Genomic DNA, 24,646 nt, shown 5'->3' with positions numbered 1-24,646 from the left:
CCTTTTTTTTGTGGTGTTTTGTTGCGGTGGGCGCGCCCGGCGTACCGATATCCGGGGGGGGGGGTCGGAGAACAAAAAGAGCGGAGAGGACACCCCCCCCCCCCCCCCCCCCCCCCCCCCGGCGTTACGTTTCTGCTCAACCGGCGCAGCGGTCAGCTGTCCTCGTGGGAGACCGCGCGGCGCGCGTCGGCGTCCAGGACGCCCCAGCTGATGAGCTGCTCGGTCAGGACCGAGGGCGACTGGTCGTAGATGACGGCGAGGGTGCGCAGGTCGTCCTGGCGGATCGAGAGCACCTTGCCGTTGTAGTCCCCGCGCTGGGACTGGATGGTGGCCGCGTAACGCTGGAGGGGGCCCGCCTTCTCGGGCGGAACCGTGGCCAGCCGCTCCAGGTCCAGGACCAGCTTCGGCGGGGGCTCGGCGGCGCCGCCCGGGGTGGTGCCCGGCAGCAGCTCCTGCACCGGCACGCCGTAGAAGTCCGCCAGCTCGGCGAGGCGCTGCACGGTCACGGCGCGGTCACCGCGCTCGTAAGAACCGACCACGACGGCCTTCCAGCGCCCCTGGGACTTCTCCTCGACACCGTGGAGGGAAAGGCCCTGCTGGGTGCGGATGGCCCGGAGCTTGGCCCCGAGCTGTTTGGCGTATTCGCTGGACATATAGCTCCCCGGCACTGGGTCGACGCGGCCGGCTTGGTTTCCGTGCCGCGCGGCTGGTAACTCACTGTGAGGTTACGCAGCGTTACACTCTCACGTCAAGCCGAACGGTCCGCACCGACTGTTCCTCGACGGCCGGGGCCGGTTGGGCCAAGGGGGTGAGGTGGGGCGCCCGAGGGGTGCCTGTTAGTGTTGATGGCGCAATCCCGACGTCCTTTAAGGTCCGTCCCGTGAGGCGGAGAAGGAGGTCCGTTTCGTATGGACAAGCAGCAGGACAAGCAGCAGGACGCGCAAGCGTCGGATGCGCGGCCCGTTCTCGAGGGCCCCGACATCGCGCGGGTACTGACCCGCATCGCCCACGAGATCGTCGAGCGCGCCAAGGGTGCCGACGACGTGGTGCTCCTGGGCATTCCGACCCGGGGTGTCTTCCTCGCCCAGCGGCTCGCCGTCAAGCTCGAGGAAATCACCGAGCGCAAGGTGCCGTGCGGCTCGCTGGACATCACCATGTACCGCGACGATCTCCGGCTGCACCCGCCGCGGGCCCTGGCCCGCACCGAGATCCCCGGTGACGGCATCGACGGCCGGCTCGTCGTCCTCGTCGACGACGTGCTCTTCTCCGGCCGCACCATCCGCGCCGCGCTCGACGCCCTGAACGACATCGGGCGGCCGCGTGCGGTGCAGCTCGCGGTCCTCGTCGACCGCGGACACCGCGAACTGCCGATCCGCGCCGACTACGTCGGCAAGAACCTCCCCACGTCGCTGCGGGAGACGGTCAAGGTCCTGCTCGCCGAGGAGGACGGTCGCGACACCGTGCTGCTCGGTGTGCGGCCGGCCGCCCCGGGCGAGCAGGAGTAGCCCGCGGGGCGTACGCCGCTGTCGTACGTCCCGCCGCCGCGCCCACGCCTGCCCGCTCGCGCCCTTCGGGGCCCCGCCACGAGCGCCTGCCGCCGCGGGCCCCGCCTCACCCGCTGAACTTCCCTACGGAGCCTGACAGATGAAGCGTCACCTCATCTCGGCCGCCGATCTGACCCGCGACGACGCCGTCCTGATCCTCGACACCGCCGAGGAGATGGCCCGGGTCGCGGACCGGCCGATCAAGAAACTTCCGACCCTGCGCGGTCGCACCATCTGCAACCTCTTCTTCGAGGACTCGACCCGGACCCGGATCTCGTTCGAGGCCGCGGAGAAGCGCCTGTCCGCCGACGTGATCAACTTCGCGGCGAAGGGATCGAGCGTCTCCAAGGGCGAGTCCCTGAAGGACACCGCCCAGACGCTGGAGGCGATGGGCGTGGACGCCGTCGTCATCCGGCACAGCGCCTCCGGCGCCCCCTACCGCCTGGCCACCTCCGGCTGGATCGACGCCCCGGTCATCAACGCCGGTGACGGCACCCACCAGCACCCCACCCAGGCCCTGCTGGACGCCTTCACCATGCGCCGCCGGCTGGTCGGCCGCGACGCCGGGCTCGGCCAGGACCTGACGGGCAGGCGCATCACGCTCGTCGGCGACGTCCTGCACAGCCGGGTCGCCCGCTCCAACGTCGACCTGCTGCACACCCTCGGCGCCGAGGTCACCCTGGTCGCGCCGCCCACCCTGGTGCCGGTCGGCGTCGAGACCTGGCCCTGCGAGGTGTCCTACGACCTGGACTCCACGCTGCCCAAGTCCGACGCCGTGATGATGCTGCGGGTGCAGCGCGAGCGCATGAACGCCGCCTTCTTCCCCACCGAGCGCGAGTACTCCCGCCGCTACGGCCTGGACGGCGAGCGCATGGCGCGGCTGCCCGAGCACGCCATCGTGATGCACCCCGGCCCGATGGTGCGCGGCATGGAGATCACCGCCGAGGTCGCCGACTCCGACCGCTGCACGGTCGTCGAGCAGGTCGCCAACGGCGTGTCGATCCGGATGGCCGTCCTCTATCTGCTGCTCGGTGGCAACGAGCCCGCCGTCACCCACACCCGTACCGAGGAGAAGTAAGAGCATGAGCAAGATCCTGATCCGTGGTGCGAAGGTGCTCGGCGGCGAGCCGCAGGACGTCCTGATCGACGGCGAGACCATCGCCGAGGTCGGGCAGAACCTGTCGGCCGAGGGCGCCGAGGTCGTCGAGGCGGCCGGCAAGGTGCTGCTGCCGGGCCTGGTCGACCTGCACACCCATCTGCGCGAGCCGGGCCGCGAGGACTCCGAGACCGTGCTGACCGGCACCCGCGCGGCCGCCTCCGGCGGCTACACCGCCGTGTTCGCCATGGCCAACACCTTCCCCGTCGCCGACACCGCCGGTGTGGTCGAGCAGGTCTACCGGCTCGGCCAGGAGCACGGCTACTGCGACGTGCAGCCGATCGGCGCCGTCACCGTCGGCCTGGAGGGCAAGAAGCTCGCCGAGCTGGGCGCCATGCACGAGTCCGCCGCCGGGGTCACCGTCTTCTCCGACGACGGCAAGTGCGTCGACGACGCCGTGATCATGCGCCGCGCCCTGGAGTACGTGAAGGCCTTCGGCGGTGTCGTCGCCCAGCACGCGCAGGAGCCGCGGCTGACCGAGGGCGCCCAGATGAACGAGGGTGTCGTCTCCGCCGAGCTGGGCCTGGGCGGCTGGCCCGCCGTCGCCGAGGAGTCGATCATCGCCCGTGACGTGCTGCTCGCCGAGCACGTCGGCTCCCGGGTGCACATCTGCCACCTCTCGACCGCCGGGTCCGTCGAGATCGTCCGCTGGGCCAAGTCCCGCGGCATCGACGTCACCGCCGAGGTCACCCCGCACCACCTGCTCCTGACGGACGAGATGGTGCGCACCTACAACCCCGTCTACAAGGTCAACCCGCCGCTGCGCACCGAGCGTGACGTGCTGGCGCTGCGCGAGGCCCTCGCCGACGGCACCATCGACATCGTGGCCACCGACCACGCCCCCCACCCGCACGAGGACAAGGACTGCGAGTGGGCCGCCGCCGCCATGGGCATGGTGGGCCTGGAGACCGCGCTGTCGGTGGTCCACGAGACGATGGTGGTCACGGGTCTGCTGGACTGGGCAGGGGTCGCCGACCGCATGTCCTTCAAGCCCGCCGAGATCGGGCAGGCCAAGGGGCACGGGCGTCCCGTCTCGGCCGGTGAACCCGCCAACCTCACGCTCGTCGACACGGCATACCGTGGGCAGGTGGACCCCGAGGGCTTCGCCTCGCGCAGCCGCAACACCCCCTACGAGGGACGTGAGCTGCCGGGCCGTGTCACGCACACATGGCTCCGGGGCAAGGCCACCCTCGTCGACGGGAAGCTCACGTGACACCTTTCATCCTGCTGGCCGCCGAGAAGAAATCGGCAGAGGTCACCGACTGGGCCGCCCGGCTGGGCTGGGTTCTCGGACTCGCCCTGTTCGTGGCGCTCGTCTACTGGCTGATGCGCGAGGGCTGGAAGTGGCGCGGCACGCTCCAGGGCGACCTGCCGGAGCTGCCCAGCGCGCCGACCGAGCCCGGCGAGGCCAGACTGACGATGAGCGGCCGTTACCACGGCTCGACCACGGCCGGGCAGTGGCTGGACCGCATCGTGGCGCACGGCCTCGGCACCCGCAGCCGGGCCGAGCTCACCCTGACGGACGCGGGACTGGACGTCGTACGCCCCGGAGCGGCGGACTTCTTCGTCCCGCGCGAGGCACTGCGTGAGGCCCGGCTCGACAAGGGCATCGCCGGCAAGGTCCTCACCGAGGGCGGACTGCTCGTGGTGACCTGGGAACACGGCGACAAGCTGCTCGACTCCGGCTTCCGCTCCGACCGTGCCGCCGAGCACGGCGAGTGGGTGGCCGCCATCAACTCCATGATCGAAACCAACAGCACGGAAGGCGCCGAACGATGACGACCTCCAACCAGGGAGCCGCCTCGCAGAGGCACAAGGCGGCTCCCGCCGTACTCGTCCTGGAGGACGGTCGTACGTTCCGCGGCCGCGCCTACGGGGCCGTGGGGGTGACCTTCGGCGAGGCCGTGTTCTCCACCGGCATGACCGGCTACCAGGAGACCCTCACCGACCCGTCGTACCACCGCCAGGTCGTCGTGATGACCGCCCCGCACGTCGGCAACACCGGCGTCAACGACGAGGACCCCGAGTCCAAGCGCATCTGGGTCTCCGGCTACGTGGTGCGCGACCCCGCGCGCGTGCCGTCCAACTGGCGCGCCAAGCGCTCGCTGGACGAGGAGCTGCGCCACCAGGGCGTCGTCGGCATCTCCGGCATCGACACCCGCGCCCTCACCCGCCACCTGCGCGAGCGCGGCGCCATGCGCGTCGGCATCTTCTCCGGCAACGCGCTGCCCGACGAGGGCACCATGCTCGCCGAGGTCCGCCAGGCCCCCGAGATGGCGGGCGCCGACCTCTCCGCCGAGGTCGCCACCAAGGAGACGTACGTCGTCCCCGCGATCGGCGAGAAGAAGTACACCGTCGCCGCGGTCGACCTCGGCATCAAGGGCATGACCCCGCACCGCATGGCCGAGCGCGGCATCGAGGTGCACGTGCTGCCCGCCACCGCGACCGCCGAGGACGTCTACGCCGTCAACCCCGACGGGGTGTTCTTCTCCAACGGCCCCGGCGACCCGTCCACCGCCGACCACCCGGTCTCCGTCATGCGGGCGGTCCTGGAGCGCGGCACCCCGCTCTTCGGGATCTGCTTCGGCAACCAGATCCTCGGCCGCGCCCTCGGCTTCGGCACCTACAAGCTGAAGTACGGCCACCGCGGCATCAACCAGCCGGTGCAGGACCGCACGACCGGCAAGGTCGAGGTCACCGCCCACAACCACGGCTTCGCCGTCGACGCCCCGCTCGACAAGGTGTCCGACACCCCCTACGGCCGCGTCGAGGTCTCCCACGTCTGCCTCAACGACAACGTGGTGGAGGGCCTCCAGCTGCTCGACCAGCCGGCCTTCAGCGTCCAGTACCACCCCGAAGCGGCAGCCGGCCCGCACGACGCCGCCTACCTGTTCGACCGCTTCGTCTCCCTGATGGAGGGCCAGCGTGCCTAAGCGCACCGATATCCAGTCCGTCCTGGTCATCGGCTCCGGCCCGATCGTCATCGGCCAGGCCGCCGAGTTCGACTACTCCGGCACCCAGGCGTGCCGGGTGCTGAAGTCCGAGGGCCTTCGGGTCATCCTCGTGAACTCCAACCCCGCGACGATCATGACCGACCCCGAGATCGCCGACGCCACCTACGTCGAGCCGATCACCCCGGGCTTCGTCGAGAAGATCATCGCCAAGGAGCGCCCCGACGCGCTGCTGCCCACCCTGGGCGGCCAGACGGCCCTGAACACCGCCATCGCGCTCTCCGAGAACGGCGTCCTCGCCAAGTACGGCGTCGAGCTGATCGGCGCCAACGTCGAGGCGATCCACAAGGGCGAGGACCGCGACCAGTTCAAGGTGGTCGTGGAGGCGGTCAACGCCAAGATCGGCCACGGCGAGTCCGCCCGCTCGGTCATCTGCCACACCATGGACGACGTCCTCAAGGGCGTCGACACCCTCGGCGGCTACCCGGTCGTCGTCCGCCCGTCCTTCACCATGGGCGGCGCCGGCTCCGGCTTCGCGCACGACGAGGACGAGCTGCGCCGCATCGCCGGCCAGGGCCTCACGCTCTCCCCGACCACCGAGGTGCTCCTGGAGGAGTCCATCCTCGGCTGGAAGGAGTACGAGCTGGAGCTGATGCGCGACAAGCACGACAACGTCGTGGTCGTCTGCTCCATCGAGAACTTCGACCCCATGGGCGTGCACACCGGTGACTCCATCACCGTCGCCCCGGCGATGACGCTCACCGACCGCGAGTACCAGATCCTGCGCGACATCGGCATCGCCGTGATCCGCGAGGTCGGCGTCGACACCGGCGGCTGCAACATCCAGTTCGCGGTCAATCCCGAGGACGGCCGCGTGATCGTCATCGAGATGAACCCGCGCGTGTCGCGGTCCTCGGCGCTCGCCTCCAAGGCCACCGGCTTCCCGATCGCCAAGATCGCCGCCAAGCTCGCCGTCGGCTACACCCTCGACGAGATCCCGAACGACATCACCCAGGAGACCCCGGCCTCCTTCGAGCCCACGCTCGACTACGTCGTCGTCAAGGCGCCCCGGTTCGCCTTCGAGAAGTTCCCGCAGGCCGACTCCTCGCTGACCACCACCATGAAGTCGGTCGGCGAAGCCATGGCCATCGGCCGCAACTTCACCGAGGCCTTCCAGAAGGCACTGCGCTCCCTGGAGAAGAAGGGCAGCCAGTTCACCTTCGTCGGCGAGCCCGGCGACAAGGCCGCCCTGCTGGCCGAGTCCGTCCGCCCCACCGACGGCCGGATCAACACCGTCATGCAGGCCATCCGCGCGGGCGCCACCCAGGAGGAGATCTTCGAGTACACGAAGATCGACCCCTGGTTCGTCGACCAGCTCTTCCTGATCAAGGAGATCGCGGACGAGCTCGCCGAGGCCGACAAGCTCACCCCCGAGCTGCTCGCCGAGGCGAAGCGGCACGGCTTCTCCGACCACCAGATCGGCGAGATCCGCGGCCTGCGCGAGGACATCGTCCGCGAGGTCCGGCACGCCCTCGGTGTCCGCCCGGTCTACAAGACGGTCGACACCTGCGCCGCCGAGTTCGCCGCGCGCACGCCGTACTTCTACTCCTCCTACGACGAGGAGAACGAGGTCGCCCCGCGCGAGAAGCCGGCCGTCATCATCCTGGGCTCCGGACCGAACCGCATCGGCCAGGGCATCGAGTTCGACTACTCCTGCGTCCACGCCTCCTTCGCGCTGTCCGACGCCGGGTTCGAGACCGTCATGGTCAACTGCAACCCGGAGACCGTCTCCACCGACTACGACACCTCCGACCGGCTCTACTTCGAGCCGCTCACCCTGGAGGACGTCCTGGAGATCGTCCACGCCGAGCAGCAGGCCGGACCGGTCGCGGGCGTCGTCGTGCAGCTCGGCGGCCAGACCCCGCTCGGCCTGTCGCAGGCGCTGAAGGACAACGGCGTGCCGATCGTCGGCACCTCCCCGGAGGCCATCCACGCCGCCGAGGACCGCGGCGCGTTCGGCCGGGTCCTCGCCGAGGCCGGACTGCCCGCCCCCAAGCACGGCACCGCCACCACCTTCGCCGAGGCCAAGGCCATCGCCGACGAGATCGGCTACCCGGTCCTCGTCCGTCCGTCGTACGTCCTCGGCGGCCGCGGCATGGAGATCGTCTACGACGAGACCCGGCTGGAGTCGTACATCGCCGAGTCGACCGAGATCAGCCCCACCCGGCCGGTCCTCGTCGACCGCTTCCTGGACGACGCCATCGAGATCGACGTCGACGCCCTCTACGACGGCGAGGAGCTCTACCTCGGCGGCGTCATGGAGCACATCGAGGAGGCCGGCATCCACTCCGGCGACTCGGCGTGCGCCCTGCCCCCGATCACGCTCGGCGGCTTCGACATCAAGCGCCTGCGCGCCTCCACCGAGGCCATCGCCAAGGGGGTCGGCGTGCGCGGCCTGATCAACATCCAGTTCGCGATGGCCGGCGACATCCTCTACGTCCTGGAGGCCAACCCGCGCGCCTCGCGCACGGTGCCCTTCACCTCCAAGGCGACCGCCGTGCCGCTGGCGAAGGCCGCCGCCCGTATCTCGCTGGGCGCCACCATCGCCGAGCTGCGCGCCGAGGGCCTGCTCCCGGCCACCGGCGACGGCGGCGAGCTGCCGCTGGACGCGCCGATCTCCGTCAAGGAGGCCGTCATGCCGTGGTCGCGCTTTCGCGACATCCACGGCCGCGGCGTGGACACCGTCCTCGGCCCGGAGATGCGCTCCACCGGCGAGGTCATGGGCATCGACTCGGTCTTCGGCACGGCGTACGCCAAGTCGCAGGCCGGCGCCTACGGCCCGCTGCCCACCAAGGGCCGCGCGTTCATCTCCGTCGCCAACCGCGACAAGCGCTCGATGATCTTCCCGGCCCGCGAGCTGGTCGCCCACGGCTTCGAGCTGATGGCCACCTCCGGCACCGCCGAGGTCCTCAAGCGCAACGGCATCCACGCCACGGTCGTGCGCAAGCAGTCCGAGGGCACCGGCCCGAACGGCGAGCGGACCATCGTCCAGCTCATCCACGACGGCGAGGTCGACCTCATCGTCAACACCCCGTACGGCACCGGCGGCCGCCTCGACGGCTACGAGATCCGCACGGCGGCCGTGGCCCGCTCGGTGCCGTGCCTGACGACGGTCCAGGCGCTCGCCGCCGCCGTCCAGGGCATCGACGCGCTCAACCACGGGGACGTGGGCGTCCGATCGCTCCAGGAACACGCCGAACACCTGACCGCGGCCCGCGACTAGCAGCCGAAGAGGGGGACACCGGAAACGGTGTCCCCCTCTGTATGAGGACGGAACATGTACAAGCTCTTCTTCCAGCTGGTCTTCAAGCGCCTGGACCCCGAGCAGGCCCACTATCTGGCCTTCCGCTGGATCCGCCTCGCGGCGCGCGTCCCGGTCCTGCGCACCTTCGTCGCCGCCGTGCTCGCGCCCCGCTACAAGGAACTGCGCACCGAGGCCCTCGGGCTGCGCATGCACGGCCCCTTCGGGCTCGCGGCCGGCTTCGACAAGAACGCGGTCGCGATCGACGGTATGTCGATGCTGGGCTTCGACCACGTCGAGATCGGCACGGTCACCGGTGAGCCGCAGCCAGGCAACCCCAAGCAGCGGCTGTTCCGCCTGGTCTCCGACCGGGCCCTGATCAACCGCATGGGCTTCAACAACGAGGGCTCCCTCGCCGTCGCCGCCCGCCTCGCCTCCCGCAACCCCGTCTTCAGGACGGTCGTCGGCGTCAACATCGGCAAGACCAAGGTCGTCCCCGAGGAGGAGGCCGCCGCCGACTACGTGAAGTCCGCCGAGCGTCTCGCCCCGTACGCCGACTATCTGGTCGTCAACGTCTCCTCGCCGAACACCCCCGGTCTGCGCAACCTCCAGGCGACCGAGTCGCTGCGCCCGCTGCTGACCGCCGTCCGCGAGGCCGCCGACCGTGCGGTGACCGCGCGCCGGGTGCCGCTGCTGGTGAAGATCGCGCCGGACCTGGCCGACGAGGACATCGACGCCGTCGCCGATCTCGCGGTCGAGCTGGGCCTGGACGGCATCATCGCCACCAACACGACCATCGCGCGCGAGGGCCTCGGTCTGACCTCCACGCCCGCCCTGGTCCAGCAGACCGGCGGACTGTCCGGCGCCCCGCTCAAGGCCCGCTCCCTGGAGGTGCTGCGCCGCCTCTACGCGCGCGTGGGCGACCGCATCACCCTGGTCGGCGTCGGCGGCGTGGAGAACGCCGAGGACGCCTGGCAGCGCATCCTGGCCGGCGCCACGCTGGTCCAGGGCTACAGCGCCTTCATCTACGAGGGGCCCTTCTACAGCCGCGCGATCCACAAGGGCCTCGCCGCCCGGCTGCGCACCAGCCCCTACGCCACCCTCGCCGACGCGGTCGGCGCCGACGTGAGGAAGCCCGTATGAGCCTCGACCCCTTCGGTACCCGTCTGCGCCGGGCCATGGACGAGCGGGGGCCGCTGTGCGTGGGCATCGACCCGCACGCCTCCCTGCTCTCCGAGTGGGGCCTGAACGACGACGTGGCGGGCCTGGAGCGGTTCAGCCGCACGGTCGTGGAGGCCACGGCCGACCGGATCGCCGTCCTCAAGCCGCAGATGGCGTTCTTCGAGCGCTTCGGCTCGCGCGGCGTCGCCGTGCTGGAGAGCGCCGTCGCGGAGGCCCGCGCGGCCGGCGCCCTGGTCGTGATGGACGCCAAGCGCGGCGACATCGGCTCGACCATGGCCGCCTACGCCGAGTCGTTCCTGCACAAGGACGCCCCGCTGTTCTCCGACGCGCTGACCGTCTCCCCGTACCTCGGTTACGGCTCGCTGAGCCCGGCCGTGGCGCTGGCCCGGGAGAACGGCACCGGTCTGTTCGTGCTCGCGCTGACCTCCAACCCGGAAGGAGGCGAGGTCCAGCACGCGGTCCGCGCCGACGGGCGCACGGTCGGCGCGACGATGCTGGCGCACCTGTCCGCCGAGAACGTGGGGGAGGAGCCCCTGGGTTCCTTCGGCGCGGTCGTCGGCGCCACCCTGGGCGATCTGTCGGAGTACGACCTGGACATCAACGGCCCCCTCCTCGCGCCCGGCATCGGCGCTCAGGGAGCCACCGCGGCGGACCTTCCCCGGGTCTTCGGGGCGGCCGTGCGCAACGTCGTGCCGAACGTCAGCCGGGGTGTGCTGCGGCACGGGCCCGACGTCAGCGCGCTGCGGGCGGCCGCGGACCGGTTCGCGGAGGAGATCCGGGAAGCGGTGGCCGCCGCCTGACCGCGCCTGGACGCGCGTTCGAGCGTCCGGAGTACGGACCGGGAGGGACTTGAGCCTGGATACATCCTCAAATCCGGGGCAGTATGTCGTAAATGTCCCGTCCTGACAGAGGCTGACCAGGACTTTTCCTCTGTTCTCGCTGACTCTGGCGGTGTGGACCGCTAGTCTCCGACGAGTGGGGGCACCTCCCACGCCCCTCAAAGGCAGTGGGGGAGGGCAACCGTGTTGCTCGTGCCTCCCCTGGTGTGGGGCGACTAGGTTCCTCACCGGTCCGTATCCGACAGTTCGACATCCGAGGTGACGTAGGCGTGGCTCTTCCGCCCCTTACCCCCGAACAGCGCGCAGCCGCGCTCGAAAAGGCCGCCGCGGCTCGCCGGGAGCGGGCCGAGGTCAAGAATCGACTCAAGCACTCCGGCGCCTCCCTGCACGAGGTCATCAAGCAGGGCCAGGAGAACGACGTCATCGGCAAGATGAAGGTCTCCGCCCTCCTTGAGTCCCTGCCCGGCGTCGGCAAGGTCCGCGCCAAGCAGATCATGGAGCGACTCGGCATCTCCGAGAGCCGCCGCGTGCGGGGCCTCGGTTCCAACCAGATCGCCTCCCTGGAGCGCGAGTTCGGCAGCACCGGTTCCTGACGCACGGGGCTCCCCGGGACCGTGTCCCGGGCATCCCGCGATTGCTGGAATAATCGCTGCATGGCTGCAACATTCCGGGGGACGACCCCCGAGCCCCCGGACGTACGTCCGCGGCTGACCGTGCTCTCCGGCCCCTCCGGGGTCGGCAAGAGCACGGTCGTCGCCCATATGCGCAAGGAACACCCCGAGGTCTGGCTGTCGGTCTCGGCGACGACCCGTCGGCCGCGGCCCGGTGAGCAGCACGGTGTTCACTACTTCTTCGTCACCGACGAGGAGATGGACAAGCTGATCGCCAACGGCGAGCTGCTGGAGTGGGCCGAGTTCGCGGGCAACCGCTACGGCACTCCGCGGGCCGCCGTGCTGGAGCGTCTGGAAGCGGGCGAGCCGGTGCTGCTGGAGATCGACCTCCAGGGCGCCCGGCAGGTCCGCGACTCGATGCCCGAGGCCCAGCTGGTGTTCCTGGCCCCTCCCTCCTGGGAGGAGCTGGTGCGCAGGCTGACCGGCAGGGGCACCGAGCCGCCCGAGGTGATCGAGCGCCGGCTGGACGCGGCGAAGGTCGAACTGGCGGCGGAGCCGGAGTTCGACGAGACGCTGGTCAACACCTCCGTCAAGGATGTGGCGCGTGAGCTGCTAGCCTTGATGGATGTTGTGTGATCGCACCGTGATCACTATCAATCTTTTCCCACCCATCGGAAGGTAGAGCGTGTCCTCTTCCATCTCCGCGCCCGAGGGCATCATCAACCCGCCGATCGACGAGCTCCTCGAGGCCACCGACTCGAAGTACAGCCTCGTGATCTACGCGGCGAAGCGCGCCCGTCAGATCAACGCGTACTACTCGCAGCTCGGCGAGGGCCTCCTCGAGTACGTCGGTCCGCTCGTCGACACCCACGTGCACGAGAAGCCGCTCTCGATCGCCCTGCGTGAGATCAACGCGGGTCTGCTGACGTCCGAGGCCATCGAGGGCCCGGTGCAGTAACCCGTTCGGGTGAGCGGTCGTACGATCTGCTCACAGCTGGTTTTTCCACAGGCCCGGCAGCACGTCTGCCGGGCCTGTGGTGTGTCATTGGGTTGACGTGGTTGACGTGGTTGACGCGGTTGTACGTTTCCGAGAACCCGGGGAGAGACGGTGGACAAGCCGAAGGTCGTGCTGGGGGTCAGCGGCGGCATCGCCGCCTACAAGGCCTGCGAGCTGCTCAGAAGGCTGACGGAGTCCGGTCACGACGTACGGGTCGTGCCCACCGCCTCCGCCCTGCACTTCGTCGGTGAGGCGACCTGGTCGGCCCTGTCCGGCAACCCGGTCTCCACCGAGGTCTGGGACGCCGTCCACGAGGTCCCGCACGTCCGCATCGGCCAGCACGCCGACCTGGTCGTGGTGGCACCGGCCACCGCCGACATGCTCGCCAAGGCGGCCCACGGCCTCGCCGACGACCTGCTGACCAACACCCTGCTCACCGCGCGCTGTCCCGTCGTCTTCGCGCCCGCCATGCACACCGAGATGTGGGAGCACCCGGCCACCCAGGAGAACGTGGCCACGCTGCGCCGCCGCGGGGCCGTCGTGATCGAACCCGCCGTAGGCCGTCTCACCGGCGTCGACACCGGCAAGGGCCGGCTGCCGGACCCCGGCGAGATCTTCGAGGTCTGCCGCCGTGTCCTCGCCCGCGGGGCCGCCGAGCCCGACCTGCGGGGCCGCCATGTCGTGGTGAGCGCAGGGGGTACCCGTGAGCCCCTCGACCCCGTCCGCTTCCTCGGCAACCGCTCCTCCGGCAAGCAGGGCTACGCCCTGGCCCGCACGGCCGCCGCGCGCGGGGCCCGGGTCACCCTGGTCGCCGCGAACACGGTCGGTCTGCCGGACCCGGCGGGCGTCGACGTCGTACCGGTCGGCGCGGCCGTCCAGCTGCGGGAGGCCGTTCTGAAGGCGGCCGCCGACGCCGACGCGGTGGTGATGGCCGCCGCCGTGGCCGATTTCCGCCCTGCCGCCTACGCCGCCGGGAAGATCAAGAAGAAGGACGGCCAGGAGCCCGAGCCCGTCGCGCTCGTGCGCAATCCGGACGTCCTCGCCGAGATCTCCGCCGAGCGCGTTCGCCCCGGACAGGTGATCGTCGGCTTCGCCGCCGAGACCGACGACGTCCTCGCCAACGGCCGCGCCAAGCTGGAGCGCAAGGGCTGTGACCTGCTCGTCGTCAACGAGGTGGGGGAGCGCAAGACCTTCGGTTCGGAGGAGAACGAGGCCGTGGTGCTGGGCGCCGACGGCTCCGAGACCGCCGTACCCCATGGACCCAAGGAAGCCCTCGCCGACACGGTGTGGGATCTGGTCGTGGCCCGACTGGGTGAACGGTCTGGATGAACCGCGTGTTTCGTCTGGAGCCTGGCTCGATTCGGGTGTGGCGCCCCTGTTCAAGCGTGTGCGACTTTGGGCAGAATGCCAGTGCCGCAGGTCACAGGGCTCCCGAGAGGCGAGACACCTGAGCCGGTGGCCTAGCGCGACCGATAAACTGTTCTCGGACGACGCCGGGCGCAGCCCCCGTCCCGTCCGCCCATGATCAGCCAGCAGCCGCTGCAACCCCAGGGAGCGTTGTGTCCCGTCGCCTGTTCACCTCGGAGTCCGTGACCGAGGGTCACCCCGACAAGATCGCTGACCAGATCAGCGACACCATTCTCGACGCGCTGCTGCGCGAGGACCCCACGTCCCGCGTCGCCGTCGAGACCCTCATCACCACCGGTCTGGTCCACGTGGCCGGTGAGGTCACGACCAAGGCCTACGCGCCGATCCCGCAGCTGGTCCGGGACAAGATCCTGGAGATCGGCTACGACTCGTCCAAGAAGGGCTTCGACGGCGCCTCCTGCGGCGTCTCGGTGTCGATCGGCTCGCAGTCGCCGGACATCGCGCAGGGCGTCGACACGGCGTACGAGTCCCGGGTCGAGGGCGACGACGACGAGCTCGACAAGCAGGGCGCCGGCGACCAGGGCCTGATGTTCGGCTACGCGTCCGACGAGACGCCCACCCTGATGCCGCTGCCCATCTTCCTCGCGCACCGCCTCTCCAAGCGGCTGTCCGAGGTCCGCAAGAACGGCACCATCCCCTACCTGCGCCCCGACGGCAAGACGCAGGTCACCATCGAGTACGACGGCGACAAGGCCGTCCGCCTCGACACCGTGGTCGTCTCCTCGCAGCACGCCTCGGACATCGACCTGGAGTCGCTGCTCGCGCCCGACATCCGCGAGTTCGTCGTCGAGCCGGAGCTCAAGGCGCTGCTCGACGAGGGCATCAAGCTCGACACCGAGGGCTACCGCCTGCTGGTCAACCCGACCGGCCGCTTCGAGATCGGCGGCCCGATGGGCGACGCCGGCCTCACCGGCCGCAAGATCATCATCGACACCTACGGCGGCTTCGCCCGCCACGGCGGCGGCGCCTTCTCCGGCAAGGACCCGTCCAAGGTCGACCGCTCCGCCGCCTACGCCATGCGCTGGGTCGCGAAGAACGTCGTCGCCGCGGGCCTCGCCTCCCGCTGCGAGGTCCAGGTCGCGTACGCGATCGGCAAGGCCGAGCCCGTCGGCCTGTTCGTCGAGACCTTCGGCACCAACAAGGTCGAGACCGAGAAGATCGAGAAGGCCATCGACGAGGTCTTCGACCTGCGTCCGGCCGCGATCATCCGCGACCTCGACCTGCTGCGCCCGATCTACGCCCAGACCGCCGCGTACGGCCACTTCGGCCGTGAGCTGCCCGACTTCACCTGGGAGCGCACGGACCGCGTGGACGCGCTGCGCACGGCGGCCGGCCTGTAAGGCCCGCACGGCTCCGCCGAGGCCCGGTGCCCCCGTTCTCGGGGGTGCCGGGCCTCGGCCTTTCGGCGGCGGCGGGGCGTCGGCGCGCAAACGGCTGGCACCGGCCCCGGACGATCTCTACGCTGAGAGCCGTCTCCCGGTGCGCAGGCCGCGGTTGCTTCGGTGGAGCACGCCCGGTGCGTGCGGTGAAACTGGAATCTCTACTCCTCCGCTGCCACCCCGATCTCGGGGGACGACGCCGACGTGGCCCGGTGCGCGGGCCGCGGATCCTTCCGGGAAACAATCCCTCGCAGGTTCGAATCCTGCTGCCGGTCCCCGACCGGTATGGCCGAGCGGTCCAAGGCAGACACGCCCCAGGGCGTGCGTGTTTCCGCGGCCGACCCGAACTCGGGCCGCGTCGGTGTCAGTGGCATTTGGTAAGAATGCAAGCGTGAGCGGGGAGAACGAGCCGGTGGAGGGCGGTGCCGAGGGGGCGCCGCCCGAGCAGCTCGCGCTCATTCGCGAGACCGTCCGCCGAGCCAACACCCCCAAGGCCAAGCCACGGACCTGGCGCGGGGCCGCCCTCGCCAAGGAACTGCCCGTCGCCCGCGTGCTGGTCGACAAGGGTGTGCTGCACCTCGACCGGTACTTCGACTACGCCGTGCCGGAGGAGCTGGACGCCGACGCCCAGCCGGGTGTGCGCGTGCGCGTGCGGTTCGGGGCCGGGCGGCACCGGGTGCGCGAGGGGCGCCGCGAGGGCGGCGGCCTGATCGACGGGTTCCTGGTCGAACGGCGGGCCGAGTCCGACTACTCGGGGCCGCTGGCCGCGCTCGCCCAGGTCGTGTCCCCGGAGCCGGTGCTCGGCGAGGAACTGCTCTCCCTCGCCCGGGCCGTCGCCGACCGGTACGCCGGCAGCCTCGCCGACGTGCTGCAGCTCGCCGTACCGCCACGCAGCGCGCGGGCCGAGCAGCGACCCTCGCCCGCACCGCTGCCGCCCCCCGCCCGGCCCGAGCCGGGCCCCTGGACGCGCTACGAGCACGGTCCCGCCTTCCTGGAGTCGCTGGCCTCGGGAGGCTCTCCGCGGGCCGTGTGGAACGCGCTGCCGGGCCCGTACTGGAGCGAGGAGCTCGCCCGGGCGGTCGCCGCGACCCTCGCCTCCGGGCGGGGCGCGCTCGTCGTCGTGCCCGACGGACGGGTCGCCGCGCGGGTCGACGCCGCGCTGACCGCGCTGCTGGGCGAGGGCCGGCACGCCCTGCTCACGGCGGACGCCGGGCCGGAGAAGCGGTACCAGGAGTGGCTGGCCGTTCGGCGGGGGAGCGTGCGGGCGGTCGTCGGGACCCGGGCCGCCATGTTCGCGCCCGTCCAGGACCTCGGGCTCGTCGCCCTCTGGGACGACGGGGACGACAGCCACAGCGAACAGCACGCGCCGCAGCCCCACGCCCGCGAGGTGCTGCTCCTGCGGGCCGCGCAGGACCGCTGCGGCTTCCTGCTCGGCGGGCTCAGCTGCACCGTGGAGGCCGCGCAGCTCGTCGAGAGCGGCTGGGCGCGGCCGCTGGTCGCCGGCCGCGAGCGGGTGCGGGCCCTCACCCCGCTGGTGCGCACGGTCGGGGACCAGGACCTGGCCCGTGACGAGGCCGCCCGCGCAGCCCGGCTGCCGACCCTGGCGTGGCAGGCCGTCCGGGAGGGGCTGCGGCACGGACCGGTGCTGGTGCAGGTGCCCCGGCGGGGGTACGTGCCGCGGATGGCGTGTGCCCAGTGCCGCGCGCCCGCCCGCTGCCGGCACTGCGCCGGGCCGCTCCAGGGCGGCGAGGCGGGGGCGACGCGGTGCGAGTGGTGCGGCAAGGAGGAGAGCGCGTGGCACTGCCCCGAGTGCGGGTCCTTCCGGCTGCGCGCGCAGGTCGTCGGGGCCCGGCGCACCGCCGAGGAACTGGGGCGGGCCTTCCCCAAGGTCCCGGTGCGCACCTCCGGGCGCGAACACGTGCTGGACACCGTGCCGGGGACCCCGGCGCTCGTGGTGAGCACGCCCGGGGCCGAACCGGTCGCCGAGGGCGGCTACGCGGCGGCGCTGCTGCTGGACGGCTGGGCGATGCTCGGGCGGCCCGATCTGCGGGCCGGTGAGGACGCGCTCAGACGCTGGATCGGCGCGGCCGCGCTGGTCCGGGAGCAGTCCGCGGGCGGCACGGTGGTGGTGCTCGCCGACCCCGCGCTGCGCCCGGTACAGGCGCTCGTGCGCTGGGACCCCGTGGGACACGCGGTGCGCGAGCTCGCCGAGCGGGCCGAGCTGGGCTTCCCGCCGGTCTCCCGGATGGCCGCGGTGTCCGGCCCGCCCGAGGTGGTCGCCGACTTCCTCGGCGCGGTCGACCTGCCCGCCGGGGCCGAGGTGCTGGGCCCGGTGCCGCTGCCGGTCACCCCGCCCGGCCGCCCGCGCCGTCCGGGGGCACCGCCGCCCGGCGAGCACTGGGACCGCGCGCTGGTCCGCGTCCCCACGGGGAGCGGGGCGGCCCTGGCCGGGGCGCTGAAGGCCGCTCAGGCCGCGCGCATGGCCCGGGGGAGCGCGGAGGGGGTCCGGGTGCGGATCGACCCTCCGGACATCGGCTGAGGGCGGTCCGCGCCACGGCGGTGCCGTACCCCGACACGACACTGCCCTCCCGGGCCGTCGTGCGGCGGGAGGGCAGTCGGAACCCGGACGTCAGCCGTTGCGGGGGCCGGGGAGGGTCGTCGGCCGCGGTTCCTCGCGCAGGGACGGGCTGCCCGCGGTCGGCTGGGTGGGCATGGAACGGGCCGCGGGAACGGTCGGCACGGCGGGCAGCCCGGTGGGGACGTTGACCGTGCGGGTGCCCGTCGACTCCGCGGTCTCGGCCTCGGCGGCCGCCTGGGGCGTGACGCGGCGGGAACCGTAACGGCGGTGCACCGCCTGCTTGGTGACGCCGAGCGCGGAGCCCACCGCGTCCCAGGAGAAGCCGAGCGAGCGGTCGAAGTCCACCGCGGCGGTCACCAGGGTCTCGACACTGTCCCGCAGTTCCTGGGCGAGGCGGACCGTGGGGGCGGGGGCGCGTCCGTAGACGACGAAGCCCGTGGAGGGGCCGGTGCGGCGCGGACGGTAGACGTTGCCCAGCTGGGCGGTGAGTGTGCGCAGTGCGTCCACCTGCCGGCGGACCCGCTCGATGTCCCGCACCAGCAAGTGCAGGCTGGCCCGAGCCTGGGCGTCGTGGGTTGCGTGGTCGGCCATGAACAAGCCTCTCGAACCGGCGTTGAGGAGAAGGATTCGGGGCGGAGAACAGCCCCTTGTGGTCAACTCTTTCTTGACCAACGCTCCTGAGCCCCGCTGGTCACGGGGTGGGGGCGTGCGGGCATATGCGTACGCCGCCCTGCCACCCGCGCACCCCCGCCGCCGGCTCCTCCCGAGAGGGCGCCGGATCCCGGCGGCATCGCCGCCTGCCGCGCCCCGGCGCAGGACCCTCTCATAGACTTGTGCGTTGCCCCGTCCGACCCCGCCCGAGAGGCCCCAGCCCACCCATGAAGCTTGTCTTCGCCGGTACCCCCGAGGTCGCCGTTCCCGCCCTGGACGCTCTCATCGCCTCCGGGCGGCACGAGGTGGCCGCCGTCGTCACCCGGCCCGACGCGCCGGCCGGGCGAGGACGCAGGCTCGTCGCGAGCCCCGTCGCCGAGCGGGCGGAGGAGGCCGGCATCGAGGTGCTCAAGCCGGTGAAGCCGCGCGACCCCGACTTCCTGGAGCGGCTGCGGGAGATCGCGCCCGACTGCTGCCCCGTCGTCGCCTACGGCGCCCTGCTGCCGCGCGTCGCCCTCGACATCCCCGCCCAGGGCTGGGTCAACCTGCACTTCTCGCTGCTGCCCGCGTGGCGCGGGGCCGCGCCCGTGCAGCACTCCCTCATGGCGGGCGACGAGATCACCGGCGCCTCCACCTTCCTGATCGAGGAGGGCCTGGACTCCGGCCCCCTCTACGGCACCGTCACCGAGGTGATCCGTCCCACCGACACCAGCGGCGACCTGCTCACCCGGCTCGCGTTCGCGGGCGCCGGGCTGCTCGCCGCGACCATGGACGGCATCGAGGACGGCGCCCTGAAGGCCGTACCGCAGCCCGCCGACGGCATCACGCTCGCGCCGAAGATCACCGTCGAGGACGCCCACATCGACTGGGCCGCGCCCGCCCTGCGCGTGGACCGGGTCGTACGGGGCTGCACGCCCGCGCCCGGCGCCTGGACCACCTTCCGCGGCGAGCGCCTGAAGCTCATCCACGTCACCCCCGTCCCCGACCGCACCGACCTCGGGCCGGGCCGTCTCGCCGTCGGCAAGAACAGCGTCCACGTCGGCACCGGCTCCTACGCCGTCGAGCTGCTATGGGTGCAGGCGCAGGGCAAGAAGCCGATGAAGGCCGCGGACTGGGCGCGTGGTGTGCGGATCGCGGAGGGGGAGACGGTCGGGTCCTGAGCCGCCCGGCCCCCGGCCGCGCGCGTATCCGTCCCGCGGCCGCCGTACCGGGCCTGGGCGCGGCCCGGTTCCCGCGCTCGCGCATCCGCCCGGCGGCGGCCCGGTTCCCGCTCTCGCGCGCCCGCCCGGCGGCCGACGTACGCTGGGCGCAGACCGTATACAGAAATCCGGAGCACCTTTTCGTGAGCGACACCCCCCGTCGGCCCCGTACGACCGGCAAGCCCTACCGGCGGCCCAAGAAGGACCCCGTCCGCATCCTCGCCTTCGACGCGCTGCGCGCGGTGGACGAGCGGGACGCGTACGCCAACCTCGTGCTGCCGCCGCTGCTGCGCAAGGCGCGGGAGAAGGAGGGCCCGGAGAACTTCGACGCGCGGGACGCGGCGCTGGCGACCGAGCTGGTCTACGGGACGCTGCGCCGGCAGGGGACGTACGACGCGATCATCGCGGAGTGCGTGGACCGGCCGCTGCGCGAGGTCGACCCGCCCGTCCTGGACGTGCTGAGCCTCGGGGCGCACCAGCTGCTCGGCACCCGTATCCCCACTCACGCGGCCGTGTCGGCCACGGTGGAGCTCGCGCGGGTGGTGCTCGGCGACGGCCGGGCGAAGTTCGTCAACGCCGTGCTCCGGAAGATCGCGCAGGACGACCTCGACGGCTGGCTGACCCGGGTCGCCCCGTCCTACGACGAGGACCCGGAGGACCACCTGGCCGTGGTGCACTCCCACCCCCGCTGGGTCGTCTCGGCGCTGTGGGACTCGCTGGGCGGCGGCCGCGAGGGCATCGAGGAGCTGCTCGCCGCCGACAACGAGAGGCCCGAGGTCACCCTCGTCGCCCGGCCCGGCCGGGCCACGACCGAGGAACTCCTCGGTGAGGAGGCCGCGGTGGCGGGTCGCTGGTCGCCCTACGCCGTGCGGCTCACCGAGGGCGGCGAGCCCGGCGCGATCGAGGCCGTGCGGGAGGGCCGTGCGGGTGTCCAGGACGAGGGCAGCCAGCTGGTGGCGCTCGCCCTGGCCAACGCCCCCATCGACGGCCCCGACGAGAAGTGGCTGGACGGCTGCGCCGGGCCCGGCGGGAAGGCCGCCCTGCTCGGCGCCCTCGCCGCGCAGCGGGGTGCCGCGCTGCTGGCCAGCGAGAAGCAGCCGCACCGGGCCGGGCTGGTCGCCAAGGCCCTCGACGGCAACCCCGGGCCGTACCAGGTGATCGCCGCCGACGGCACGCGACCGCCGTGGCGGCCCGGTTCCTTCGACCGGGTGCTGATGGACGTGCCCTGCACCGGCCTCGGCGCCCTGCGCCGCCGTCCCGAGGCGCGCTGGCGGCGCCGCCCGGAGGACCTGGACGGGTTCGGGCCGCTCCAGCGGGGGCTGCTGCGCACGGCTCTGGAGTCCGTGCGGGTGGGTGGGGTCGTCGGCTACGCCACCTGTTCGCCGCATCTCGCCGAGACGCGGGCGGTGGTCTCCGATGTGCTCAAGCAGTTCCCGGACGCGGAGCTGATCGATGCGCGGCCGTTGCTGGCGGGGGTGCCGGGGTTGGGGGACGGGCCTGATGTGCAGTTGTGGCCGCATGTGCATGGGACTGACGCGATGTATCTGGCGTTGATCCGGCGGGTCGGGGGTTGATCCGCGGGGCCCTGCGGGGCGGGGCGTAGGGGTCGGTTCTTGTCGGGGTGCGGGCGCGGGTCCGCTGCGGCTTTTGCGCAGTTCCCCGCGCCCCTTGGACGGGGTCTCGGGCCGTTGTTCGGGTGCGGGTCCGTTGTGGTTTTTGCGCGGTTCCCCGCGCCCCTTTGGAGGGGGTTCGGGTTGCATGTCCGGTGCGGGTTCGTTGTTGTTTTGCGCAGTTCCCCGCGCCCCTGAGTGAGGGCCCCGCGTGCTGCGGGGGTTAGTTTGCTGGGGTTTGTTGGGTGGTTTCCTGGGGGGATCGGGGGAACGTGGTGGGGTCTTCCTTCGAGAGCTGGTTGGGCCACCAGACCTTTGGGCCCACGTCGAGGAAGAGGGCGGTGACCAGGACCGAGCGGACGATGAAGGTGTCGATGAGGACGCCCAGGGCGACCGCGAAGCCGATCTCGGCGAAGGCGACCATCGGCAGGGTCCCCAGGGCGGCGAAGGTGCCCGCGAGCACCAGGCCGGCCGAGGTGATGACCGCGCCGGTCGCCGCGAGGCCCGTGACCACGCCCTGCCGCGTGCCCTGGCGCATCGCCTCCTCGCGGATGCGCGTGGTGAGGAAGATGTTGTAGTCGATGCCCAGGGCGACCAGGAACACGAAGACGAACAGCGGGAAGTCCGTCGACTCGCCCGCGTAGTCGAAGATGTGGCGGAACGCGAACGCGCTGATGCCGAGGGCCGCCGTGAACGACAGGATCACCGTGCCGATCAGCAGCAGCGGGGCGATCAGCGCCCGCAGCAGGACGCTCAGGATCAGCAGCACCACGAGCAGCACCAGCGGGATGATCACGATGTTGTCGTGCGTGGTCGCCTTGTCCATGTCGAGCAGCGCCGCCGTGCCGCCGCCGACCTGGGCGTCCGCGTCGGGCACCGCGTGCACGGCGTCCCGGACCCGCTCCACGGTCTGCTTCGCGGCCTCGCTGTCGGCCGGGTCGGTCATGGTCGCCTCGAACAGCACCTGGCCCTCGTGCACGGGTTTGGTGCCCGGTGGCAGCCCGAGCGAGGTCGGCACGACCCCTTCGGTCCCGGCGACGGCCAGTCCCACCTGCCGGGCCTGGGCCTCGTTGGAGATGATGACGAGCGGATCGCCGCTGCCTGCGGGGAAGTACTCCTCCGAGATCTCCTGACCCGTGATCGAGTCCGGTTTCCCGGTGAACGCGTCCGCGTTGGAGATGCCCTCCGCGCGCATCTGGATCAGACCGAGCGAGCAGACCCCCAGCACCAGCGCCGTGATCACCCAGACCATGCGCGGCCGGACGGACATCCGGCGGCCCATCTTGGCCCACACGCCCCGCTCGTGCGGGTTCGGGGCACCGAGGTGCGGGATCACCGGCCAGAAGATCCACCGGCCGAAGATCACCAGCAGGGCCGGGAACAGCGTCATCATCGCCACCAGGGCGACGGCCACACCGATCGCGGCGACCGGGCCGAGGCCGCGGGTGGAGTTCATCTCCGCCGCGAGCAGCACGAGCATGCTCAGCACGACGGTCGCGCCGGAGGCGATCACCGCCGGGCCCGCCCGGTGCAGGGCGAGCGCCATCGCCTCGTGCCGGTCCTCGTGCCGGCGCAGTTCCTCGCGATACCGGGCGACGAGCAGCAACGCGTAGTCCGTGCCCGCGCCGAACACCAGGACGGTCAGAATGCCCGCGCTCTGGCCGTTCACGGTCAGGCCCGCGTGCTCGGCCAGGAAGTAGATCACCGCCTGCGCGGTGAACAGCGCGGCGATCACCGCCACCAGCGGCACCAGCAGCAGGGTGGGGCTGCGGTAGGTGATCAGCAGCATCACGATGACGACGCCCATCGCGGCGAGCAGCAGCGTGGAGTCGATGCCCTCGAAGGCCTCCGAGAAGTCCGCCGAGGTGCCGCCCGGTCCGGTGATGTGCACCTGCATCCCGCCGCCGCTCTCCCCGACGACGTCCCGGATGGAGTCGACGGCGGGCGCGATCCGGTCCCAGCCCTGCTCGTCCATCGTGATCGGCACGTACACCTGCGCGGCCCGTGGGGCGACCTCGCGGTCGTAGACCGGCCCGCGCGTCTCGTCGCCGATGATCCCGTGCGCCGTGAGCTGCTTCAACTGCGCCACGTCGTCCTGGATCTGCGCCCGGTCCTCGACGGTGAGTCCGCTGTCACGGGCGTAGATCACGACGGCCGGGATCTGCTCGGGCCGGAAGTCCTTGGACGCCTCCAGCACCTGTGTGGACTCCGCGGAGCCCGGCAGCCAGGAGGCCGCGTCGTTGTCCTGCGCGTCGGCCAGCTTCGACGCGAAGGGCGCGGTGAGGAACAGCAGGATCAGCCAGAGCACGAGCACGACCCACTTGGCCCGCCGCCCGCAGACGAGATGCGCGATACCCCGGTTGCCTGTCATGGAGACCTCCGCACGAGCACTCTGGGCGCGCGCGTCCGTGTCCGATGTGCGGCTGCCGCCGCGTGGGCGCGACCAGCCCCACGGAACCCGCGGTCGAACCGATGCACAAGCCCCCCGGAACCCCTACGCTCCCAGGCCGGCGCAGCGCATAGGCTAAGGACATGGCCGCGCAGATCAACCCCAGCATCCTGTCCGCCGACTTCGCCCGCCTCGCGGACGAGGCCAGGGCGGTGGACGGAGCCGACTGGCTCCACGTCGACGTCATGGACAACCATTTCGTCCCGAACCTCACGCTCGGCGTGCCGGTCGTAGAGTCTCTGGCCCGTGCGACGGACACTCCGCTGGACTGCCATCTGATGATCGAGGCCCCCGATCGCTGGGCGCCCCAGTACGTGGAGGCGGGTGCCTCCTCGGTCACCTTCCATGTCGAGGCGGCCGCCGCTCCGGTGCGGCTCGCGCGGGAGATCCGGGCGAAGGGCGCCAGAGCCTCGATGGCGCTGAGGCCGGCGACGCCCATCGAGCCCTACGAGGACCTCCTGCCCGAGCTCGACATGTTGCTGATCATGACCGTCGAACCGGGCTTCGGCGGCCAGGCGTTCCTCGACATCATGCTTCCGAAGATTCGCCGCACCCGCGAGTTGATCAGCAAGCACGGCCTCGAGCTGTGGCTCCAGGTCGACGGAGGTGTCTCGGCCGCCACGATCGAGCAGTGCGCGGAGGCCGGCGCCGATGTCTTCGTGGCGGGTTCGGCGGTGTACGGGGCCGAGGACCCGGCCGAGGCGGTGCGGGCCCTGCGCGCGCAGGCGGAGCAGGCCACGGCCAAGGCCTCCTGGGCCTGTGACCACTGAG

At 71.8% G+C, this 24,646-nt stretch carries 20 protein-coding genes; 17 read left to right on the top strand and 3 right to left on the bottom strand.

Features of this window, described 5'->3' with window-relative positions; genetic code table 11:
* Positions 1–152: 152 nt before the first annotated feature.
* Positions 153–653 carry a transcriptional regulator BldD gene (gene bldD, locus ACZ6SQ_RS02685; protein ID WP_469555993.1) on the bottom strand — a complete coding sequence of 167 codons (501 nt, stop codon included), beginning with the start codon at positions 651–653 and terminating at the stop codon, positions 153–155.
* A gap of 255 nt (positions 654–908) precedes the next feature.
* On the opposite strand from bldD, the gene pyrR reads away from it, so the two are divergent.
* The 14 genes from pyrR to ACZ6SQ_RS02615 all read left to right on the top strand — a co-directional run bounded on the left by pyrR (position 909) and on the right by ACZ6SQ_RS02615 (position 17,927).
* The gene (gene pyrR / locus ACZ6SQ_RS02680; RefSeq protein ID WP_386384400.1) at positions 909–1,505 is read left to right on the top strand and encodes a bifunctional pyr operon transcriptional regulator/uracil phosphoribosyltransferase PyrR; all 597 of its coding nucleotides are present in this window, start codon (positions 909–911) and stop codon (positions 1,503–1,505) included.
* A gap of 139 nt (positions 1,506–1,644) precedes the next feature.
* Positions 1,645–2,622 carry an aspartate carbamoyltransferase catalytic subunit gene (locus tag ACZ6SQ_RS02675; protein WP_386384398.1) on the top strand — a complete coding sequence of 326 codons (978 nt, stop codon included), beginning with the start codon at positions 1,645–1,647 and terminating at the stop codon, positions 2,620–2,622.
* Positions 2,623–2,626: 4 nt separating this feature from the next.
* Positions 2,627–3,913 carry a dihydroorotase gene (locus ACZ6SQ_RS02670; protein ID WP_469555990.1) on the top strand — a complete coding sequence of 429 codons (1,287 nt, stop codon included), beginning with the start codon at positions 2,627–2,629 and terminating at the stop codon, positions 3,911–3,913.
* Complete coding sequence (locus tag ACZ6SQ_RS02665) at positions 3,910–4,479, top strand: PH-like domain-containing protein (protein ID WP_469555987.1); 570 nt, start codon at positions 3,910–3,912, stop codon at positions 4,477–4,479. The genes ACZ6SQ_RS02670 and ACZ6SQ_RS02665 overlap by 4 nt, the downstream gene beginning before the upstream one ends.
* Entirely contained in the window at positions 4,476–5,633 is a 1,158-nt protein-coding gene (carA, locus tag ACZ6SQ_RS02660) for a glutamine-hydrolyzing carbamoyl-phosphate synthase small subunit (protein ID WP_469555986.1), read from the top strand. Before ACZ6SQ_RS02665 ends, carA begins: the two co-directional genes overlap by 4 nt.
* The gene (gene carB, locus ACZ6SQ_RS02655; RefSeq protein WP_469555982.1) at positions 5,626–8,934 is read left to right on the top strand and encodes a carbamoyl-phosphate synthase large subunit; all 3,309 of its coding nucleotides are present in this window, start codon (positions 5,626–5,628) and stop codon (positions 8,932–8,934) included. The genes carA and carB overlap by 8 nt, the downstream gene beginning before the upstream one ends.
* A gap of 54 nt (positions 8,935–8,988) precedes the next feature.
* Positions 8,989–10,095 (top strand): quinone-dependent dihydroorotate dehydrogenase, encoded by a 1,107-nt coding sequence (locus ACZ6SQ_RS02650; RefSeq protein ID WP_469555981.1) that lies wholly within the window; start codon positions 8,989–8,991, stop codon positions 10,093–10,095.
* Positions 10,092–10,934 (top strand): orotidine-5'-phosphate decarboxylase, encoded by an 843-nt coding sequence (pyrF, locus tag ACZ6SQ_RS02645; protein ID WP_469555978.1) that lies wholly within the window; start codon positions 10,092–10,094, stop codon positions 10,932–10,934. Before ACZ6SQ_RS02650 ends, pyrF begins: the two co-directional genes overlap by 4 nt.
* A gap of 308 nt (positions 10,935–11,242) precedes the next feature.
* Positions 11,243–11,566: an integration host factor gene (locus tag ACZ6SQ_RS02640; protein ID WP_003977346.1), complete on the top strand. Its 324-nt coding sequence runs from the start codon at positions 11,243–11,245 to the stop codon at positions 11,564–11,566.
* A gap of 60 nt (positions 11,567–11,626) precedes the next feature.
* Positions 11,627–12,220: a guanylate kinase gene (gene gmk / locus ACZ6SQ_RS02635; protein WP_386384388.1), complete on the top strand. Its 594-nt coding sequence runs from the start codon at positions 11,627–11,629 to the stop codon at positions 12,218–12,220.
* Between the two features lie 49 nt (positions 12,221–12,269).
* Positions 12,270–12,542: a DNA-directed RNA polymerase subunit omega gene (gene rpoZ / locus ACZ6SQ_RS02630; RefSeq protein ID WP_009187588.1), complete on the top strand. Its 273-nt coding sequence runs from the start codon at positions 12,270–12,272 to the stop codon at positions 12,540–12,542.
* Positions 12,543–12,692: 150 nt separating this feature from the next.
* Positions 12,693–13,910, top strand: a complete 1,218-nt coding sequence (coaBC, locus tag ACZ6SQ_RS02625; protein ID WP_469555975.1) for a bifunctional phosphopantothenoylcysteine decarboxylase/phosphopantothenate--cysteine ligase CoaBC — start codon at positions 12,693–12,695, stop codon at positions 13,908–13,910.
* Between the two features lie 230 nt (positions 13,911–14,140).
* Entirely contained in the window at positions 14,141–15,349 is a 1,209-nt protein-coding gene (metK, locus tag ACZ6SQ_RS02620) for a methionine adenosyltransferase (protein ID WP_469555973.1), read from the top strand.
* Between the two features lie 430 nt (positions 15,350–15,779).
* Entirely contained in the window at positions 15,780–17,927 is a 2,148-nt protein-coding gene (locus ACZ6SQ_RS02615) for a primosomal protein N' (RefSeq protein ID WP_469555971.1), read from the top strand.
* Between the two features lie 90 nt (positions 17,928–18,017).
* Here the strand turns inward: ACZ6SQ_RS02615 and ACZ6SQ_RS02610 are convergent, their stop codons facing one another.
* A complete protein-coding gene (locus ACZ6SQ_RS02610) occupies positions 18,018–18,557 on the bottom strand; it encodes a hypothetical protein (RefSeq protein WP_386384378.1) in 540 nt (179 codons plus the stop codon).
* 287 nt (positions 18,558–18,844) lie between these two features.
* Between ACZ6SQ_RS02610 and fmt the strand changes: the two genes are divergently transcribed.
* Together fmt and ACZ6SQ_RS02600 are read left to right on the top strand one after the other, a co-directional pair.
* The gene (fmt, locus tag ACZ6SQ_RS02605) at positions 18,845–19,777 is read left to right on the top strand and encodes a methionyl-tRNA formyltransferase (protein WP_386384376.1); all 933 of its coding nucleotides are present in this window, start codon (positions 18,845–18,847) and stop codon (positions 19,775–19,777) included.
* 182 nt (positions 19,778–19,959) lie between these two features.
* Entirely contained in the window at positions 19,960–21,390 is a 1,431-nt protein-coding gene (locus ACZ6SQ_RS02600; RefSeq protein WP_469555966.1) for an RsmB/NOP family class I SAM-dependent RNA methyltransferase, read from the top strand.
* Between the two features lie 259 nt (positions 21,391–21,649).
* Here the strand turns inward: ACZ6SQ_RS02600 and ACZ6SQ_RS02595 are convergent, their stop codons facing one another.
* Positions 21,650–23,797, bottom strand: coding sequence for an MMPL family transporter (locus ACZ6SQ_RS02595; protein ID WP_469555963.1), 2,148 nt, complete (start codon positions 23,795–23,797; stop codon positions 21,650–21,652).
* A 161-nt stretch (positions 23,798–23,958) separates the two neighbouring features.
* Here ACZ6SQ_RS02595 and rpe point away from each other — a divergent pair, with 161 nt between their 5' ends.
* A complete protein-coding gene (gene rpe / locus ACZ6SQ_RS02590; RefSeq protein WP_469555960.1) occupies positions 23,959–24,645 on the top strand; it encodes a ribulose-phosphate 3-epimerase in 687 nt (228 codons plus the stop codon).
* Position 24,646 lies beyond the last annotated feature (1 nt).

It is taken from the genome of Streptomyces sp. NPDC048600 (assembly GCF_055587025.1).
Note: the sequence above shows the minus strand (reverse complement) of the source record. Positions and strands in the feature narration are given on the sequence as shown.

Excerpts from the sequence above, each read along its gene's own strand:
- bldD (WP_469555993.1), bottom strand. The coding sequence starts at position 653 with ATGTCCAGCGAATACGCCAAACAGCTCGGGGCCAAGCTCCGGGCCATC.
- pyrR (WP_386384400.1), top strand. The coding sequence starts at position 909 with ATGGACAAGCAGCAGGACAAGCAGCAGGACGCGCAAGCGTCGGATGCG.
- ACZ6SQ_RS02675 (WP_386384398.1), top strand. The coding sequence starts at position 1,645 with ATGAAGCGTCACCTCATCTCGGCCGCCGATCTGACCCGCGACGACGCC.
- ACZ6SQ_RS02670 (WP_469555990.1), top strand. The coding sequence starts at position 2,627 with ATGAGCAAGATCCTGATCCGTGGTGCGAAGGTGCTCGGCGGCGAGCCG.
- carA (WP_469555986.1), top strand. The coding sequence starts at position 4,476 with ATGACGACCTCCAACCAGGGAGCCGCCTCGCAGAGGCACAAGGCGGCT.
- ACZ6SQ_RS02650 (WP_469555981.1), top strand. The coding sequence starts at position 8,989 with ATGTACAAGCTCTTCTTCCAGCTGGTCTTCAAGCGCCTGGACCCCGAG.
- pyrF (WP_469555978.1), top strand. The coding sequence starts at position 10,092 with ATGAGCCTCGACCCCTTCGGTACCCGTCTGCGCCGGGCCATGGACGAG.
- gmk (WP_386384388.1), top strand. The coding sequence starts at position 11,627 with ATGGCTGCAACATTCCGGGGGACGACCCCCGAGCCCCCGGACGTACGT.
- ACZ6SQ_RS02610 (WP_386384378.1), bottom strand. The coding sequence starts at position 18,557 with ATGGCCGACCACGCAACCCACGACGCCCAGGCTCGGGCCAGCCTGCAC.
- fmt (WP_386384376.1), top strand. The coding sequence starts at position 18,845 with ATGAAGCTTGTCTTCGCCGGTACCCCCGAGGTCGCCGTTCCCGCCCTG.
- ACZ6SQ_RS02595 (WP_469555963.1), bottom strand. The coding sequence starts at position 23,797 with ATGACAGGCAACCGGGGTATCGCGCATCTCGTCTGCGGGCGGCGGGCC.
- rpe (WP_469555960.1), top strand. The coding sequence starts at position 23,959 with ATGGCCGCGCAGATCAACCCCAGCATCCTGTCCGCCGACTTCGCCCGC.